This is a genomic window from Azospirillum sp. TSO5 (assembly GCF_003116065.1).
Classification (GTDB): Bacteria; Pseudomonadota; Alphaproteobacteria; order Azospirillales; family Azospirillaceae; genus Azospirillum.
Genome location: NZ_LGQY01000018.1, coordinates 60474 through 76506, shown reverse-complemented (window position 1 = coordinate 76506; position 16033 = coordinate 60474). Strand labels below are relative to the sequence as shown.

Here is a 16033-nt window from a genome sequence, read left to right as displayed (position 1 = left end):
GATCTTTGAAGCTGGCGTGGTGGTGAGGGTGCCCCCTCCCCAACCCTCCCCCGCCTTTGGCGGGAGAGGGTGCCTTATGCGGAGCGGCGGTAGTCCCCTCCACCGCTGAAAGCGGGGGAGGGTTAGGGAGGGGGCACCGGAAACAGCGCAGACGGACGCACATCATGGAAACCATGTTCGGGATCGCCGTCGATGGGGTCGCCTACGGCATGATCCTCTTCATCATCTCCGTCGGGCTGTCGGTGACGTTGGGGTTGATGCGGGTGGTCAATCTGGCGCATGGCGCCTTCGCCATGGTCGGCGGCTATGTCGCGTCCTATGCGGCGCAGGAGGCAGGCCTGCCCTATGCGGCGGCGCTGGTGGTGGCGGTGGCGCTGACGGTGCTGGCGACGCTGCCGCTGGAACGGTTGCTCTACCGCCGTATCTACGGCTCGGCCAACGAACTGGCGCAGGTGCTGCTGACCATCGGGCTGACCTTCGTCATCGTCGCCGGCATCAACTACCTGTTCGGCCCGACGCTGAAGCGCATTCCGCTGCCGGAGCTGCTGACCGGCACGGTGGAGCTGGGTCCGAAGGCGATCCCGACCCACCGCGCCTTCGTGATCGCCGCCGGGGCGGCGACCCTGCTGGGGCTGTGGTGGCTGCTGGAGCGCACCGATTTCGGCATCCGGCTGCGCGCGGCGGTCGATGATCCCGCCATGGCGGCGGCGCTGGGCATCCGGACCGAGCGGCTCTATCTGGCGACCTTTGCGCTCGGCACCGGGCTGGCGGCGCTGGGCGGGGTGCTGGGGGCGGAACTGCTGCCGCTGGAGCCCTATTATGCCATCCGTTACATCGTGCTGTTCCTGGCGGTGGTGGCGGTCGGCGGGGCGGGCAGCATCTTCGGCTCGGCGGCGGCGGCGCTGGCGCTGGGCATCGTCGACACCGCCGGCAAATACTTGATCCCGAGTTTCGGCGAGTTCTTCTTCTACGCCGCGCTGATCCTGATCCTGTTCCGCTGGCCTCACGGCTTCTTCAAAGGGAGGACGGCATGACGAGCGTCGCCGAGCGGGACGAGAACGGCGACAGCAAGGGCGGCAGCATGACCCGACGCACCCCGCTGGGCACTTCCTTGGCGGCCCGCCGCGATCTCGGCTGGATCGGCATTCCGCTGGTCGCGGCGGTCGGGCTGGCCGCCTTCTGGCTGCTGCCGGACGATCTGGCGCTGCTGACCCGCATCGCCGCCTCGGCCCTGTTCGTGCTGTCGCTCGACCTCGTGCTCGGCTATGGCGGGATCGCCACGCTGGGGCAGGCGGCGATGTTCGGCACCGGCGCCTATGCCGCCGGCATCGTCGCGGTCAACTGGAACAACGACCCCTTCGTCATGCTGGCGGCCGGCGGGCTGGCCGGCGGGCTGATCGCGCTGGCGACCGGCGCGCTGATCCTGCACGCGCGTGGGCTGACCCTGCTGATGCTGACCATCGCGGTCGGGCAGATCGTGCAGGAGGTCGCCAACAAGGCGCGCGACTGGACCGGCGGCAGCGACGGGCTGTCGGGCATCGACCCGGCGCCGGTGCTGGGGATGTTCCGCTTCGACATGTATGGTCGCACCTCCTACCTGTTCGCGCTGGCGGTGCTGGTGGTCGGGCTGCTGGTGGCACGGCGGATCGTGCGCTCGCCCTTCGGGCTGGCCTGCCGCGGGGTTAGCGAGGATCCCCTGCGGATCTCCGCCATCGGCGGGTCGCCGAAATCCTATCTGGTGGTGCTCTATGGCGTGGCCGGGGTGTTCGCCGGGGTGGCGGGCGCGCTGACCGCGGTGACCAGCGGCATCGTCGGGCTGGACAGCGCCGGCTTCCCCTGGTCGGCGGAGGCGCTGGTGATGCTGGTGCTGGGCGGCACCGGGCGGCTCTATGGCGCGGTGATCGGCACGGCGGCCTTCATGGGCATCCACCACATCCTGGCCGCCAGCGACCCCTTCCACTGGATGGGTTTCATCGGCCTGTTCCTGATCGGCATCGTCCTGTTCCTGCCCGGCGGCATCGCCTCGGGGGTGGAGCGGCTGGGCGGGCTGCTGCGGGGCCCATCGCAAAACAATGGTGAGGACCGGGCATGACGGCACTGTTGGAAGTCGAGGGGTTGTCCAAGAATTTCGGCGGCCTCCAAGTGTCGTCCGACATCTCCATGACGCTGAATGCCGGCGACCGCTGCGCCCTGATCGGGCCGAACGGGGCGGGGAAGACGACCTTCGTCAACCTCGTCACCGGGGTGATCCCGCCCAGCGCCGGCACCATCCGGCTGGACGGCCGTGACATCACGAAACTGTCGGCGGCGGAGCGGGTGCGGCTGGGGCTGATCCGCAGCTTTCAGGTGGCGCGGCTGTTCAAGTCGATGACGGTGCGCGAGCATCTGGAGCTGGCGGTGCTGCAGCGCGACCGCCGCACCTTCCGGCTGTTCGCCAACGTCGCCAAGGTGGCCGGGCTGGCCGATGAGGTGACGGGGCTGCTCGACACCATGGGGCTGACGCAGGTCGCGCACTCGGCGGTCGGCTCGCTGGCCTATGGGCAGCAGCGGCTGCTGGAGATCGCGCTGGCGCTGGCCATGAAGCCGAAGGTGCTGATCCTCGACGAGCCGGCGGCCGGCGTGCCGCATTCGGAGAGCCAGCGCATCCTCGACGCCATCGACCGGCTGCCCAAGGATCTGGCGGTGCTGATGATCGAGCACGACATGGACCTCGTCTTCCGCTTCGCCAGAACCATCGTCGTGCTGGCGCAGGGGCGGCTGCTGTGCAGCGGCACCGCCAAGGAGATCGTCGCCGACCCGCGCGTGCGCGAGGTCTATCTGGGGAGCCGCGCCGATGCCCACTGAAGCTGTCGGAGCGTTTGAGGTGGCGGATCTGCGCGCCGGCTACGGCAAGACGCTGATCCTCGACGGCGTGTCGCTCAGCGTTCCGGCGGGCGGGCGGCTGGCGCTGCTCGGCCGCAACGGGGTGGGGAAGACGACGACGCTGGCGACGCTGGTCGGCCAGACCACCCGTCATGGCGGCAGCATCCGGCTGGACGGGGTGGAGCTGGGGACGATGAGCAGTTCGGCGCGGGCGGCGGCGGGGCTGGGTTATGTGCCGCAGACGCGCGACATCTTCAAATCCCTGACGGTGGAGGAGAACCTCGTCACCGGGTTGAAGGGCCGTCCGCGTTCGGCGCTGGAGGAGGCGTACGCGCTGTTCCCCCGGCTGGGCGAACGGCGGCGCAATGGCGGCGGCGAGCTGTCGGGCGGCGAGCAGCAGATGCTGTCGGTCGCCCGCGCGCTGCTCGGCAAGCCGACGGTGCTGCTGCTCGACGAACCGCTGGAAGGGCTGGCGCCGGTGATCTGCGACACGCTGATGGCGGCGCTGTCGAAGCTGGACATGACCATCCTGCTGGTGGAGCAGCAGGTCGACCGGGCGCTGGACTTCGCCGACCGCGTGGTCTTCCTCGACCGCGGCCGGGTGGTGCATGCCGGGTCGGCTGCGCAGGCGAAGGCCGATCCGGCGCTGCTGGAACGCCATCTGGGCGTGGCGCTGGCGGCTTAGAGAAATGCCCTCTCCCGCCCCGGGAGAGGGAGGGACCCGCCGAAGGCGGGAGGGTGAGGGGTAGGGCAAGAATCCCGAACCGCATGGTTCCTTGGATTACCCCTCACCCTTCCCATGCTCCGCATGGGCCCCTTCCCTCTCCCGGGGCGGGAGAGGGAGGTTTTCATCGGAACGGCGGCGCGTACAGCAACCCACCCTCGGTCCAGGGCTTGTTCAGGCCGGGGTCCATGCCGTAGGGGGTGCCGAGGTTGCGGTCGAAGATCTCGCCGTAGTTTCCGACCTGCGCCAGCACCTGCAGGGCCCAGTCGTCGGGCAGGCCCAGCGTGCGGGCGACGTTGCCGGCGTGGCCCAGCATGCGGTGCAGTTCGGGGTCGTCGGGGATGCGGCCGGTCTGCACGTCGGCGGCGGTGACGCCCTTGGCGTCGGCCAGCACGATGGCGTGGAGGACCCAGCGGGTGATGTCGTACCAGTTGCGGTCGCCGCGCGCGATGTAGGGCGTCAGCGGCTCGCGCGAGATCACGTCGGGGTAGATGGTGATGCCCATCCCCGCCTGGCGGTAGCCGGCCAGCGAGGTGATCAGGACCGTGCGGTCGGTGGTCAGCAGGTCGCATTCATGGGCGAGGAAGGCCTGCAACGCCTCGTCCAGCGTCTGGAAGGTGCGGATCGTCCAGGGCAGGTCGGACTTGCGGATATAGTCCTCAAGGTTGCGGACCGTGGTGGTGGCGGTCTTGACGCAGACCGTCCGCGGCCCGAGCCGGTCGAGCGGCGGCGGCGCGCCGTCTGCGTGGATGGCGAAGCCCTGGCCGTCATGCAGAAGCGGCATCAGGAATTCGATGTCGTGCGACAGGTCGCGGCTGAAGGTCCAGGTCGTGGTGGTCAGCGCCACGTCGACCTCGTGCTTCTCGACCGCCTGGAATTCCTGCGGCTTTTCCGGCAGGCGGACGACGCGGATCGCCTGGGCGTTGCCCAGGGTCGCCGCGGCGAAGACCCGGCAGACATCGACCAGGAAGCCGTCGAGATGCCCCTGCGGATCGGAGAAGGAGATGCCGCTGACGCCGCTGCGCAGGCCGCAGATCAGGAAGCCGCGGCTGTGGATGCGCTCCAGTGTGTCGCCGTCCTCGGCCTGGGCCGGTGGAGCCAGCGCCGGTGAGGCCAGCACCAGCGCCAGCAGCAGAAGCAACAGCAGCCGCATCCCGACACCCATTCCCCGGTCCGTCCCCTGGCCCGTCCCAGTCCCCGCCATTGTGCGGCGGGCGGGGTCAGGCCGCCTGCCCGGCGCGCAGCGTGCCGAGCAGACTATGCAGCGAAGCGGCTTCCTCGGCCAGCGTGTTCGCCGTCTCGGTCAACGAGGCGGCGATGCCGCCGGTGCGCGCCGCCTGGGCGCTGACGCCGTCGATCAGCGCCGCCACCTCGCCCGTGTTGCCGGCGATCACGCCGACGCGGTTGCGGATGTCGGTGGAGGATTCGGTCTGGCGGGCCACCGCTTCGCCGATCAGGTCCTGCACCTCGTTGATGCGCTCGACCGAGCCGGAGATGCGGGCGAAGGTGCCGACGGTGTTCTGGATGCTGCCGTTGATGGCGCCGACCGAACTGGCGATCTGCACCGTGGCATTGGCGGTCTCCTCCGCCAGCTTCTTCACCTCCGCCGCCACCACGGCGAAGCCGCGGCCCGCGACGCCGGCCGCCGCCGCCTCAATGGTGGCGTTCAGCGCCAGGAGCTTGGTCTGGTGGGCGATGCCGGTGATGACGTCGACGATGCGGCGGATCTGCTCGGTGTTCTCGCCCAGCTGGCCGACCACCTCGCGGGCGGCCGACAGCTCGCCCAGCGTGGCGCCGACCACGCCCGCCGCCTCGGTCGCGAGGCTGGAGACCGTGCCGATGGTGTCCATCAGCGTTCCGGCGCTGTCGTTGCAGGTGGCGGCGTTGCGGTTGCTCTCGGCGACGAAGCTGCCGGCGCTGACCGTGCTGTCGATGGTGCCGGCCGATTCCCGGCGCAGCGCGTCGGCAAGCTCGCGCAGCTGGCCCGACTGGGTGGCGACGCCGGACGCCACCTGATGCACGTCCTCCATCAGCTGGCGGGCGAGCGCGGCGGAGCGCATCTGCTCGCTCACGTCGGTCCAGGACAGGGTCTTGCCCAGCACGTTGCCCTGGTCGTCGAAGACGGTGTCGACATGGGCCTCCACCGTCGTCTCGCCCACGGTCAGGGTGCGGCGCGGGATCGGCGGGCGGGTCGGGTCGGTGCAGTCGGCGGTGAAGTCCGGGCCCTGGGCCAGCAGGTCGGGACCGGCGGGGTCGATGCCGTGCGCCTCGCAGAAGGTCCGGGCGGCGGGGTTGACGAACCCTACTTGGCCGTCGGTGCGGAGCAGGGCGGTGGGCACCGGGCTGCTGTCGACCATCCGCTTCATCAGCAGAACCTGCTCCACGCTGCCGCGCAGGTGGCGTAGCGCGGTCGCCATCACCGCCAGTTCGTCGCGGCCGGTGCGGGGGATCTCGATGGACAGGTCGCCGGCGGCGATCTGCTCCATGGCGCGGGCGAACTTGCGCAGGTTGGCGAAGACGGCGACGCGCAGCAGCAGGGCGGCGGCGATGGCGACGGCCAATGCGAAGGCGCCGACCATTTTGAGTGCGTCGTTTCGCAGAGCCTCCGTCGCGCCGACGAACTCCGACACGTCGCGCGAGATCTCCGCCGTTGCCCAGGGCAGCCCGCCGTCGCCGCCGAGCGACACGGTGGTGGTGGAGAGTTGCGCGTGGGCCGACGGCTCGCCGCCCTTGGCCTCGAACAGCACGCCACCCTTGCCGTCGGTGAAGCGGATGTCGGCGTCGAGAACGGCGCCCAGGCTGGACAGGGCGGGCAGCGGATCGGTCACCACCTCCAGGAAGCCCAGGACGCGGAAGCCGCCGATGGGCACGATCATGCTGAACAGCGGCCGGCCCTGGCCGTCGCGCCACAGCAGGCTGGCCGGGCGGCGCTTGTCGGCGATGTCGCGCGACTTCAGCGCCTCGAACAGCGGGGCGACGGTGGCGACGCTGTCCTGCTCCCCGCCGGTGGCGGCGATGCGGGCCATGTCGGCGTCATAGACGGCGACCGAGACCAGCCGCACCTCGCGGTCGACCACCACGGGCCGCGCGTTGATGTTCTTCAGCGCCAGCATCGTCTTGGCCGGGTCCTTCTGGTTGATGCTGTCGACCAGGAAGGAATCGCGGCTCCATTCGTTGGCGTGGTTCTGGAGCCACTCCGTGTAGTTCTTGCGGATGCGGTCGTTGGCCAGCACCCGCAGGGTCGCCGCCGCGCTGCTGTCGAAGGTTTCGAGCGCGAAGTCGGTGTAGCGTTGCGACACCCAGGCCTGGCTGGCGATCAGCGCCGCCACCAGCACGCCCACCACCGACACCATGGCGCGGCGCAGGGTCCAGAAGCGGTGGCGCGCGCCGCCGTCGTCCAGGGTGCCGCCCGTTACGCCTGCTTTCGTCGAGATCGCCGTCATGCCCAAACCCCCCGCCGCCACAAAAACGGTTCCACGGATTGCTACGCGCACATCGTCGCAGGGCTCTTTGAACGGTTTAGCGTCTAATTGTGAACAGCTCGTGTCTTTTGGTTTGCATTTGAGACAAGCGGGAATGCCGGTGGAAAGACGTCAGACGGCTTTCGTGAGCAGACGGGCGGTCTATGACTTTCCCATGGGGGAATGCTGCAAGACGAAAAGCAACCGTGTGTGGCGGGTTGACTTCGGAAGAGGCCGGTTGCCTGCTTCGGTGCATAAAGAATGGGCCACGGGAACGCGCGAAAAATTTCCGCGATTTCCGTGGCCCAGGTTGCCGAGCGCGTGGCCGCCGCAAGACTGAAGCGACGGGGGAGTTTGCTCGGGGTTCGGTGGCTGTAGCCCTCTCCCGGGGCGGGAGAGGGCGTGCTCACCCGTCTTGCGTCACGTCGCCGGCGAAGAGGTAGCCGGTGCCGTGGACGGTGACGATCAGGCGCGGGTCGGCGGGGTCGGGTTCGATCAGGCGGCGCAGGCGGCGGACCAGGCTGTCGATGGTGCGGTCGGTGGCGTCGGTCTTGCGCCGCGTCGTCGCCGTCAGCAGATAGTCGCGGTTCATCACCCGGCCGGGGTTGCAGACGAAGGTCGACAGCAGTTCGAACTCCGCGCCGGTCAGCCGCACCGGGTTGCCCTGCGGATCGGTCAGGCGCATGCGATCGAGCCACAGCGTCCAGCCGGAAAAGCAGCGCCGGCGGTCGTCGCGCTGGTCGCCCGGCGCCTTCAGCCGGCGCAGCAGGTTCCGCACCCGCGCCAGGATCTCGCGCGGCTCGAACGGCTTCGCGATGTAGTCGTCGGCCCCCATCTCAAGCCCGATGATGCGGTCCAGCTTCTCCGCCCGGCTGCTGACCAGGATGATGCCGATCTCCGACACCGCGCGCAGTTCGCGGGTCAGGGTCAGCCCGTCCTGGCGCGGCAGCCGGATGTCGAGCAGCACGAGGTCCACCGCCGTCGCCGCCAGCAGATCCTTCAGCTCCTCCGCGCTTCGGGCCAGCAGGACGTCGAAGCCCTCGTCCGTCAGGTAGGACTTCAGCGTCTCGCGCGTCACCGCGTCGTCGTCGGTGATGGCAATGGTCGCTGGCATGGCCGTCTCGTCCGCCTTTTCCTCGCCCCACCCTGCCAGTGGGTCCGCCTCAATGTTCCAGGATCTGGCCCAGGAACTGGCGGGTGCGCTCGCTTTTCGGGTTCTCGAAGAATTCGGCCGGCGACCCGCTCTCGATGATCGAGCCTTCGGCCATGAAGACAATAGAGTCGGCGACCTGCCGGGCGAAGCCCATTTCGTGGGTGACGCAGACCATGGTCATGCCCTCGCCCGCCAGCTCGGTCATCACGTCCAGCACCTCCTTGACCATTTCGGGGTCCAGCGCGGAGGTCGGCTCGTCGAACAGCATGATCTCCGGCCGCATGCACAGCGCGCGGGCGATGGCGACGCGCTGCTGCTGGCCGCCGGACAGCTGACCAGGGAACTTGTGCGCCTGATCGGGGATGCGCACCCGCTTCAGGTACATCATGGCGATTTCCTCGATCTCGGACTTCGCCATGCCGCGGACCCAGATCGGGGCCAGCGTCAGGTTCTGCAGAACGGTCAGGTGCGGGAACAGGTTGAAGTTCTGGAAGACCATGCCGACCTTGCGGCGGATCTTCTCCACCGCCTTCACGTCGTCGGTCAGCTCGATGCCGTCGACGATGATGTGGCCGGTCTGGTGCGCCTCAAGCCGGTTGATGCAGCGGATCATCGTCGACTTGCCCGAGCCCGACGGGCCGCAGACGACGACCTTCTCGCCCTTGCCGATGCTGATGCTGACGTCGCGCAGCGCGTGGTAGCTGTTGTACCACTTGCCGACCTTGCGGAGTTCGATGATGGCGTTCTCGGTCATTGCTCGGTCTCCAGAGCCGGTCAGCGGCGGTTGTAGCGGTTGGCCAGACGCTCCAGCCACTGGCTGTAGCGCGACATGCTGAAGCAGAAGATCCAGAACATCAGCCCGGCGAAGACATAGACCTCGGCGAAGTAGGGGCGCCATTCGGGGTCGGTCGTCGCCACGGTGGCGGCGGTCAACAGGTCGTACAGGCCGACGATGGTGACCAGCGAGGTGTCCTTGAAGGCGCTGATGAACTGGTTGACGATGGGCGGAATGACGATGCGCAGAGCCTGCGGCAGGACGATCAGCACCGTCTTCTGCCAGTAGCTGAGGCCCAGCGCGTCGGCGGCCTCGTACTGGCCCTTGGGGATCGCCTGCAACCCGCCGCGCACGGCTTCGGCCAGATAGGCGGCGGTGAACAGCGTCATGCCGGCCAGTGCGCGCAGCAGCTTGTCCACCGTGACGCCTTCCGGCAGGAACAGCGGGAACATCACCGACGCCATGAACAGCACGCTGACCAGCGGCACGCCGCGCATCGTCTCGATGAAGCCGACGCAGAAGGTGCGGATGGCGGGCAGCGACGACTGGCGGCCCAGCGCCAGCAGGATCGACAGCGGGAAGGCGATGGCGATGGAGAAGACCGACAGCATCAGCGTGATCGGCAGACCGCCCCAGCGGTCGTTCGGCACATAGCTGAGACCGGCGACGCCGCCCCACATCAGCACGCCCATGCCGACCAGCGTCAGCGCCCAGGCGCCGGCCAGCCAGGGCCGCCAGAAGGCGCGCACGCCGCTGGCGCCCAGCATCGCCACGAACAGCGCGCAGGCCAGGAAGGGGCGCCACTGCTCGTCATAGGGATAGGTGCCGAAGAAGATCAGCCGGTGCTTGACCACGATCACCGACCAGCAGGCGCCGGCCGCCTCGCGGCAGGCCTCCGACGAACCGGACCAGCTGGCGTTCAGCACCAGCCAGTTCGCCATCGGCGGCACCACCAGCCACAGGAGGCCGAGGCAGGCGAGGGTCAGGACGGTGTTCAGCGGCGTGTTGAACAGATTGTCCTTGGCCCAGCCGAAGGGCTTCAGCGCCGTCATGCCGTTGGCCTGCGGCGGGGCGGAAGCCTGGGTCGGCTCCTCCTCGTAGGAGGCGGCCCAGCGGGCGGGGGCGACGGGACCGGTGGGAATGGGACCGGCGGAGACGGGGGCCTGATCGGCCGGGTACTGCTTGCTCATCGGGTCCCTCATCGCGTCACTAGGGCCACACGGCGGTTGTACCAGTTCATGAAGCCGGAGATCGCAAGGCTGATGATGAGATAGACGAGCATCATCATCGCCACCGCCTCCACCACCTGTCCGGTCTGGTTGGCCGAGGTGTTGGAGACGCTGACCAGATCCGGATAGCCGATGGCGACGGCCAGCGAGCTGTTCTTGGTCAGGTTCAGGTATTGGCTGGTCAGCGGCGGCACGATGACGCGCAGCGCCTGCGGCAGGATGACGAGGCGCAGGATCTTGCCCGGCGACAGGCCCAGCGCCAGCCCAGCCTCGGTCTGGCCATGCGGTACGGCGAGGATGCCGGAGCGCACGATCTCGGCGATGAAGCCGGCGGTGTAGACCGACAGGCCGATCAGCAGCGCGGTGAATTCGGGGGTGACCGACCCGCCGCCCTCGAAGTTGAAGCCGGAGAGCACCGGCACGTCGAAGGCCAGCGGCGCGCCGGTGGCGACGAACACCAGGGCCGGCGGCAGCAGCACGGCGGCGATGGCGGCCGGCAGGGTGGGGAAGGGCTTGCCCGTGGTCTCGCGGTGGCGGCGGCCGTAGCGGACGATGGCGATGGCCGCGGCGATGCCGGCGATCAGCGCCAGCAGGGCCCAGCCATGGCCGGCATGCTCTACCAGCACCGGGAACTTCATGCCGCGGTTGCTGAGGAAGATGCCCGGCACGATCTCCAGCGCCTCGCGCGGGCTGGGGAGCCGGTTCATGATGGTGTACCAGACCACCAGCTGCAGCAGCAGCGGCACGTTGCGGATTGTCTCGACATACAGGGTGGCGAAGCGGTTCACCATCCAGTTGGAGGACAGCCGCGCGATGCCGATCAGCACGCCCAGCACGGTCGCCAGCACCACGCCCGCGGCCGACACCGCCAGCGTGTTCAGCAGCCCGACGACCAGCGCCTTCAGATAGGTGTCGGACGCGGAATAGGAGAGCAGGCTCTCGCCGATCTCGAAGCCGGCCTCGCGGTGCAGGAAGCCGAAGCCGGTGGCGACGCCGCGGGTGGCGAGGTTGGTCAGCGTGTTGGAAACGAGATACCAGGCGACGGCGAGGGCGCAGGCCAGGAACAATGCCTGATACAGCCACCCCCGCACGCGCGCGGAATTCAGCGCCTGGACCGGGTTTGTCATGGTGTTGCTCCGTGCGGGGGAGAGGGGACTCAGCCTTACTTCATCGGCGGGGCGTACATCATGCCGCCTTCGGTGTAGAGGGCGTTCTGGCCGCGCGGCATCTTCAGCTTGGAGCCGGCGCCGACGTTGCGCTCGAAGCTCTGGGCGTAGTTGCCGACCTGCTTGATGATGTTGAAGGCCCAGTTCTCCTCGACGCCCAGCGCCTTGCCGTTGCCGGCGGTGACGCCCAGCAGGCGCTTCACGTCCGGATCGGGGGAGGTCATGGCGGCGTCGACGGTCTCCGACGTCAGGCCCTTCTCCTCGGCCTGGACCATGGCGTAGAAGGCCCAGGTGACCAGATTCATCCACTCCTCGTCACCCTGGCGGACGGCGGGGGACAGCGGCTCCTTGGAGATCAGCTCGGGCAGGATGACGTAGTCGTTGGGGTTCTGCACCTCGGCAGCGCGGATGGCGGCCAGCTGCGAGGCGTCGGAGGTCAGGGCGTCGCAGCGGCCGGCGAAGAAGGCCTTGTTCAGCTCCTCGTTCTTCTCGATGACGACCGGCTTGAAGGTCATCTTGTTGGCGCGGAAGTAATCCGACACGTTCTGTTCGGTGGTGGTGCCGGGCAGGACGCAGACGGTGGCGCCGTTCAGCTGCTTGGCGCTCTTCAGGCCCAGCTTGGCCGAGACCATGAAGCCCTGGCCGTCGAAATAGTTGGTCGGGCCGAAGTTGAGGCCGTTGGCGGTGTCGCGGGTCAGGGTGCGGGTGGTGTTGCGGGCGAGGATGTCGATCTCGCCGGACTGGAGCGCCGGCAGGCGCTGCTGCGCCGACAGCGGGGTGTACTTCACCTTTTCGGCATCGCCGAACATGGCGGCGGCGACGGCGCGGCACATGTCGACGTCAAGGCCCGACCACTTGCCCTTGTCGTCGGGCGAGGAGAAGCCGTACAGGCCCAGGTTGACGCCGCACTGGACATAGCCCTTCTGCTTCACGCCGTCGAAGGTGGCGCCGGCCTGGGCCGTACCGGAGAGGGCAAGGGCGGAGACGGACAGGGTGGCCGCGATGGCGAGCGCGCTCAGACGGGTCTTCACGGGGCGGGGCTCCTTCAGCCTTATTCGTTTCGAGGGCGCCGGGGCAGGGGAGGTCCCGGCCGCCGCGCAAGGTCACAATCGCTCCGTGGATTGAACAAAGTGCCCGCCCGGCATGAACGGATGTGGCGGAATTGTGAACAGCTTTGGACAAAGCGGCCGACTGACCTGCGAACCCCGCGGCCGGGCCTCGCCCTTGGATGGTCACGCCTTCGGCCCGATATTTCACGTGCGCAGGTTGCCCGCCGGCCCTACAAGCGATGAGTGCCGGTGATATGCCAGTGCGGGGAATTGGGGGAAGTGACGTCGATGGGGTCCGATCGGCCGGTCTGGCAATTGTTCACGCGCTACTCGCTGCTGCTGCGCGGCCCGGTGGCGCGCTATGGCATGGCCTTGCTGACCTTCGCCACCGCCCTGCTGCTGCGCCGGCTGGTCGACAATTCCCTGCCGTCCGGCTTTCCCTATCTCACCTTCTTCCCGGCGGTGATCCTGACCACCTTCATGGCCGGGCTGTGGCCGGGGGTGGTGACGGCGGTGCTGTCGGGGCTGGCCGCCTGGTATTTCTTCATCCCGCCCTTCGACAGTTTCGGGCTGGATGGATCGGTCGGGCTGGCGCTGGCCTTCTATGCGCTGGTGGTTGCGGTGGACATCGCGCTGATCCACGGCATGCAGGTGACGCTGGCCCGCCTGCAGGAGGAGCGCGGCCGCACCGCCTCCCTGCTGGAGGCGCAGACCATCATGTTCCACGAGCTGCAGCACCGCGTCGCCAACAACATGCAATTCGTCTCCGCCCTGCTGGATTTGCAGCGGCGAACCGTCGGCCATACGCCGGAAGGGGCGCTGGCGGCGTTGGAGGAGGCGGGGCGGCGGCTCCACACCATGGCGCAGGTGCACCGGCGCCTGCACGACCCGCGCTCCGGCGATGATTTCGGTAACCATGTCGAGGGGCTGTGCCGGGACATGCTGGCGGCGGCCGGTGTCCCCGGCATCGACTGCCGCGTGGCGGTGCGGGCGGCGCCGCAGTCGCCCGAACGGCTGCTGTCGCTGGCGCTGCTGATCGTCGAGGCGCTGACCAACAGCCTGAAACACGCCTTCGCCGGCCGCGGCGGCGGCACCGTCACCATCGAACTGAACCCGGTGCCGGGCCAGCCGGACCAACTGCATCTGCTGGTGATGGACGACGGCATCGGCCTGCCGGACGGCTTCGATGTGCAGCGCCTGCCCAGCCTGGGCTGGAAGATCATCCAAAGTCTGGCCGCCCAGCTGTCCGGCGAGTTGAGCTATGGCGCGACCGGCGGCAGCGGCACGCGGATCGAGTTGCGCTTTCCGGCCTGACCGGGACTATCCGTCGTGGCTTTTCCATCGCCAGACGATGAACTATCTGTGATCCTGCCGGTTGCTGCGGGGACCGGGCCGACGACAGCGGGAGGGGGACTTATGGCGACGCTGAAGGAATTCGAGGACGCGCTGAAGGCGGCGGGCAACACGGCCGCGCTGGAGATCCTTGAGTCCCTGAGGGCGCGCGACCGCTCGCAGCGCTCCGTCCGGCCGGCCCGGCGCCTGACCGGGCGCAAGATGACGCCGGAACTGGCCGCCGAGATCCTGCACCTGCACGAGACCACCAACATGACCCAGCAGGAGATCGCCTTCCAGCTGGGCGTGAACCAGGGCCGGGTGAACGAGGTCATCAAGCGCCGCAAATGGCTGACCGACAACCCCGAGGCTCCGGAGGCCCAGGCCCGCGACAAGGCCAAGCAGCGCGCCAAGGAAGGCGTCGGCGTCGCCCCGCGCCGGCCGTCCCGGAAGAAGAAGGAAAAGGTGGAGGCGGCGCCCGAAGCCGCACAGCCGGTGGAGCCGGCGGCCGAGGTGGTGGCCGAACCGGTGACGGCGCCGGAGCCGGTCGTGCCGGAACCCGTCGCTCAGGAACCCGTTGCCCAGCCGGCGCCGGAACCGGCGGCTGAACCGCCGATGGCCGCGCCGGAATTGCCGGTGGAGCAGCCCGAAACGCCGGCCGAACCGGCAGCCGAACTGCCACCCGACGTGGCGAAGGAAAAGGCGAAGGGGAAGGCGCGCAAGCGGGGCAAGGACAAGGAACCGCCGGCGCAGCTTCTGTTCAAGGATCTGCTATAGCCCGATGAAGGGCTGCATCAGCCGGCCCATCAGGCCGGTGAAGCGCAGCGGCGCGTCCGTCGCGATCAGGCAGATGCAGTCGCGGTGGCTGTCGGCGATGGGCTGGTGGTTGGTGTCGCCATCGACCTCCGCCAGATCGCCGGGGCCGTAGCGGCCGAGTTCGTCGGCGAAATGGCCGCTCAGCACCACGGTCAGCTCCAGCCCGCCATGGCCGTGGTGGGGCAGGGCGGTGCCGGGGGCGATGCGCAGAAGCTGGGCCGCGCCGCCCGACGACGTGCGCGGCAGCAGTTCCACCCGCCGCACGCCGGGAGCCAGCCGCTGCCAGGACAGGGTCTCCAGGGAGGGCACATAGGCGCGCAGCGGACCCGGAAGGGACGCGGTGGCCGGGCCGGCGGGGCGGCTGCATTGCGGCCGTATCCGCATGGCCTTGCAGGGGTTGCCCGGCGCCTCCTCCCGTTCCAGGCGGTCGAGGGTGGCGGCCAGCGACAGGCTTTCCAGCGGGGCCGGCGGCAGATCCTCCAGCAGGGCGCCGCCCAACGCCTCCACTTCCGCCAGGGTGGCGCGGCAGTCCGGGCAATGGGCGAGGTGGACGGCGACGGCCAGCGACAGCCCTTCTCCCAGGCTGCCCGCGCCATAGGCCACCAGCAGGGCGTCGCTGGGATGGTGGTTCGGCAGGAAAAGTTGGCGGGCGGCGGGTTGTCGGGCGGTCATCGGTCGTCGTCTCCCAGCGCCTTGCGGATCTTGGCCATGGCCAGACGCAGGCGCGATTTCACGGTGCCCAGGGGAACGTCCAGCCGTTCGGCGATGGCCGGGTGGGCGAGGTCGGCGAAGAAGGACAGCTGCACCACCTCCGCCTGTTCCGGCGTCAGCGAGGCCAGCGCGCCGCGCAGGCGGCGGGCGCGGCGGTCGCCGTCCAGCATTTCGTCGGCGCGGGGGCGGTCGTCCTCATGCTCCAGCAGCTCGTCGTCCGACACCTCCGGATGGCGTTCGCGGCGCAGCATGTCGATGCGCAGGTTGCGGGCGATGGTGAAGACCCAGGTCGCCGCCTCCGCCTTCGCCGGGTCGTAGAGCGAGGCCTTGCGCCACACCGACAGCATGGTGTCCTGCGCCAGATCCTCCGCCCGCTGCGCCGGCATCCCCAGCTTCAGCATGTAGGCCTTCACCCGTGGGGCGAAGTGGGCGAACAGCCGGGCGAAGGCCGCCCGGTCGCCCGCCGCCACCGCGACCAGATCGGCCGACTGGTCCGCCGCCAGCCTTGCGGCGGCGGGATCGGCCACCGCCGGTTTGGCCGACACGCGGGTGGCCTGTCCGATCCTTTTGGGATCCGGCGTCCGGTCGGCTCCGGCGGCATGCGTCAGAAGGGAGGCCAATTGGGCGATCATGGCCAGGATACGCCGCAGCCTGTGCTTCGGATCACCGCCGATCCTGTCTTTTCGGGGCTGGCGGGAAAGCGTGGGCGTGGCGATGATCCAACGGCCATTTGCCGCCGTATCCCGATCACAAGC

Annotated in this window: 15 protein-coding genes; 6 read left to right on the top strand and 9 right to left on the bottom strand. The window is 69.1% G+C overall.

Annotation, left to right across the window (positions count from 1 at the left end):
- Positions 1-164 precede the first annotated feature (164 nt).
- Genes TSO5_RS04745 through TSO5_RS04730 form a run of 4 tightly spaced genes read left to right on the top strand, consistent with a single transcriptional unit; the run spans position 165 to position 3547 of the window.
- Complete coding sequence (locus TSO5_RS04745) at positions 165-1034, top strand: branched-chain amino acid ABC transporter permease (protein ID WP_109150491.1); 870 nt, start codon at positions 165-167, stop codon at positions 1032-1034.
- Positions 1031-2092: a branched-chain amino acid ABC transporter permease gene (locus TSO5_RS04740; protein WP_109150490.1), complete on the top strand. Its 1062-nt coding sequence runs from the start codon at positions 1031-1033 to the stop codon at positions 2090-2092. Before TSO5_RS04745 ends, TSO5_RS04740 begins: the two co-directional genes overlap by 4 nt.
- Positions 2089-2844 carry an ABC transporter ATP-binding protein gene (locus TSO5_RS04735; protein WP_109150489.1) on the top strand — a complete coding sequence of 252 codons (756 nt, stop codon included), beginning with the start codon at positions 2089-2091 and terminating at the stop codon, positions 2842-2844. Before TSO5_RS04740 ends, TSO5_RS04735 begins: the two co-directional genes overlap by 4 nt.
- Positions 2834-3547, top strand: a complete 714-nt coding sequence (locus TSO5_RS04730; RefSeq protein WP_109150488.1) for an ABC transporter ATP-binding protein — start codon at positions 2834-2836, stop codon at positions 3545-3547. Before TSO5_RS04735 ends, TSO5_RS04730 begins: the two co-directional genes overlap by 11 nt.
- A 163-nt stretch (positions 3548-3710) precedes the next feature.
- Here the strand turns inward: TSO5_RS04730 and TSO5_RS04725 are convergent, their stop codons facing one another.
- The 7 genes from TSO5_RS04725 to TSO5_RS04695 all read right to left on the bottom strand — a co-directional run bounded on the left by TSO5_RS04725 (position 3711) and on the right by TSO5_RS04695 (position 12401).
- Positions 3711-4751 (bottom strand): amino acid ABC transporter substrate-binding protein, encoded by a 1041-nt coding sequence (locus TSO5_RS04725; protein ID WP_109150487.1) that lies wholly within the window; start codon positions 4749-4751, stop codon positions 3711-3713.
- 55 nt (positions 4752-4806) lie between these two features.
- Complete coding sequence (locus TSO5_RS04720) at positions 4807-7029, bottom strand: methyl-accepting chemotaxis protein (RefSeq protein ID WP_109150486.1); 2223 nt, start codon at positions 7027-7029, stop codon at positions 4807-4809.
- Positions 7030-7453: 424 nt separating this feature from the next.
- Complete coding sequence (locus TSO5_RS04715) at positions 7454-8161, bottom strand: response regulator (RefSeq protein WP_109150485.1); 708 nt, start codon at positions 8159-8161, stop codon at positions 7454-7456.
- A 49-nt stretch (positions 8162-8210) separates the two neighbouring features.
- Positions 8211-8954, bottom strand: coding sequence for an amino acid ABC transporter ATP-binding protein (locus TSO5_RS04710; RefSeq protein ID WP_109076463.1), 744 nt, complete (start codon positions 8952-8954; stop codon positions 8211-8213).
- A 20-nt stretch (positions 8955-8974) separates the two neighbouring features.
- The gene (locus TSO5_RS04705) at positions 8975-10165 is read right to left on the bottom strand and encodes an amino acid ABC transporter permease (protein ID WP_348981047.1); all 1191 of its coding nucleotides are present in this window, start codon (positions 10163-10165) and stop codon (positions 8975-8977) included.
- A gap of 8 nt (positions 10166-10173) precedes the next feature.
- Positions 10174-11331, bottom strand: a complete 1158-nt coding sequence (locus tag TSO5_RS04700) for an amino acid ABC transporter permease (RefSeq protein ID WP_109150483.1) — start codon at positions 11329-11331, stop codon at positions 10174-10176.
- Between the two features lie 35 nt (positions 11332-11366).
- Complete coding sequence (locus TSO5_RS04695; RefSeq protein ID WP_109150482.1) at positions 11367-12401, bottom strand: amino acid ABC transporter substrate-binding protein; 1035 nt, start codon at positions 12399-12401, stop codon at positions 11367-11369.
- Positions 12402-12707: 306 nt separating this feature from the next.
- On the opposite strand from TSO5_RS04695, the gene TSO5_RS04690 reads away from it, so the two are divergent.
- Positions 12708-13733, top strand: coding sequence for a DUF4118 domain-containing protein (locus TSO5_RS04690; RefSeq protein ID WP_109150481.1), 1026 nt, complete (start codon positions 12708-12710; stop codon positions 13731-13733).
- A gap of 102 nt (positions 13734-13835) precedes the next feature.
- The gene (locus tag TSO5_RS33600) at positions 13836-14528 is read left to right on the top strand and encodes a hypothetical protein (protein WP_109150480.1); all 693 of its coding nucleotides are present in this window, start codon (positions 13836-13838) and stop codon (positions 14526-14528) included.
- On the opposite strand, the gene TSO5_RS04680 is transcribed toward TSO5_RS33600, so the two are convergent.
- Positions 14523-15239 (bottom strand): ChrR family anti-sigma-E factor, encoded by a 717-nt coding sequence (locus TSO5_RS04680; RefSeq protein WP_109150479.1) that lies wholly within the window; start codon positions 15237-15239, stop codon positions 14523-14525. The two genes, TSO5_RS33600 and TSO5_RS04680, sit on opposite strands and share 6 nt — an antisense overlap.
- A complete protein-coding gene (locus tag TSO5_RS04675) occupies positions 15236-15910 on the bottom strand; it encodes a sigma-70 family RNA polymerase sigma factor (protein WP_109150478.1) in 675 nt (224 codons plus the stop codon). Before TSO5_RS04675 ends, TSO5_RS04680 begins: the two co-directional genes overlap by 4 nt.
- Positions 15911-16033: the final 123 nt, after the last annotated feature.

What these genes read in the sequence shown, in the direction of transcription:
- TSO5_RS04745 (WP_109150491.1), top strand. Translation starts at nt 165, where the DNA reads ATGGAAACCATGTTCGGGATCGCCGTCGATGGGGTCGCCTACGGCATG.
- TSO5_RS04740 (WP_109150490.1), top strand. Translation starts at nt 1,031, where the DNA reads ATGACGAGCGTCGCCGAGCGGGACGAGAACGGCGACAGCAAGGGCGGC.
- TSO5_RS04735 (WP_109150489.1), top strand. Translation starts at nt 2,089, where the DNA reads ATGACGGCACTGTTGGAAGTCGAGGGGTTGTCCAAGAATTTCGGCGGC.
- TSO5_RS04730 (WP_109150488.1), top strand. Translation starts at nt 2,834, where the DNA reads ATGCCCACTGAAGCTGTCGGAGCGTTTGAGGTGGCGGATCTGCGCGCC.
- TSO5_RS04725 (WP_109150487.1), bottom strand. Translation starts at nt 4,751, where the DNA reads ATGGGTGTCGGGATGCGGCTGCTGTTGCTTCTGCTGCTGGCGCTGGTG.
- TSO5_RS04720 (WP_109150486.1), bottom strand. Translation starts at nt 7,029, where the DNA reads ATGACGGCGATCTCGACGAAAGCAGGCGTAACGGGCGGCACCCTGGAC.
- TSO5_RS04715 (WP_109150485.1), bottom strand. Translation starts at nt 8,161, where the DNA reads ATGCCAGCGACCATTGCCATCACCGACGACGACGCGGTGACGCGCGAG.
- TSO5_RS04710 (WP_109076463.1), bottom strand. Translation starts at nt 8,954, where the DNA reads ATGACCGAGAACGCCATCATCGAACTCCGCAAGGTCGGCAAGTGGTAC.
- TSO5_RS04705 (WP_348981047.1), bottom strand. Translation starts at nt 10,165, where the DNA reads ATGAGCAAGCAGTACCCGGCCGATCAGGCCCCCGTCTCCGCCGGTCCC.
- TSO5_RS04700 (WP_109150483.1), bottom strand. Translation starts at nt 11,331, where the DNA reads ATGACAAACCCGGTCCAGGCGCTGAATTCCGCGCGCGTGCGGGGGTGG.
- TSO5_RS04690 (WP_109150481.1), top strand. Translation starts at nt 12,708, where the DNA reads ATGGGGTCCGATCGGCCGGTCTGGCAATTGTTCACGCGCTACTCGCTG.
- TSO5_RS33600 (WP_109150480.1), top strand. Translation starts at nt 13,836, where the DNA reads ATGGCGACGCTGAAGGAATTCGAGGACGCGCTGAAGGCGGCGGGCAAC.
- TSO5_RS04680 (WP_109150479.1), bottom strand. Translation starts at nt 15,239, where the DNA reads ATGACCGCCCGACAACCCGCCGCCCGCCAACTTTTCCTGCCGAACCAC.
- TSO5_RS04675 (WP_109150478.1), bottom strand. Translation starts at nt 15,910, where the DNA reads ATGATCGCCCAATTGGCCTCCCTTCTGACGCATGCCGCCGGAGCCGAC.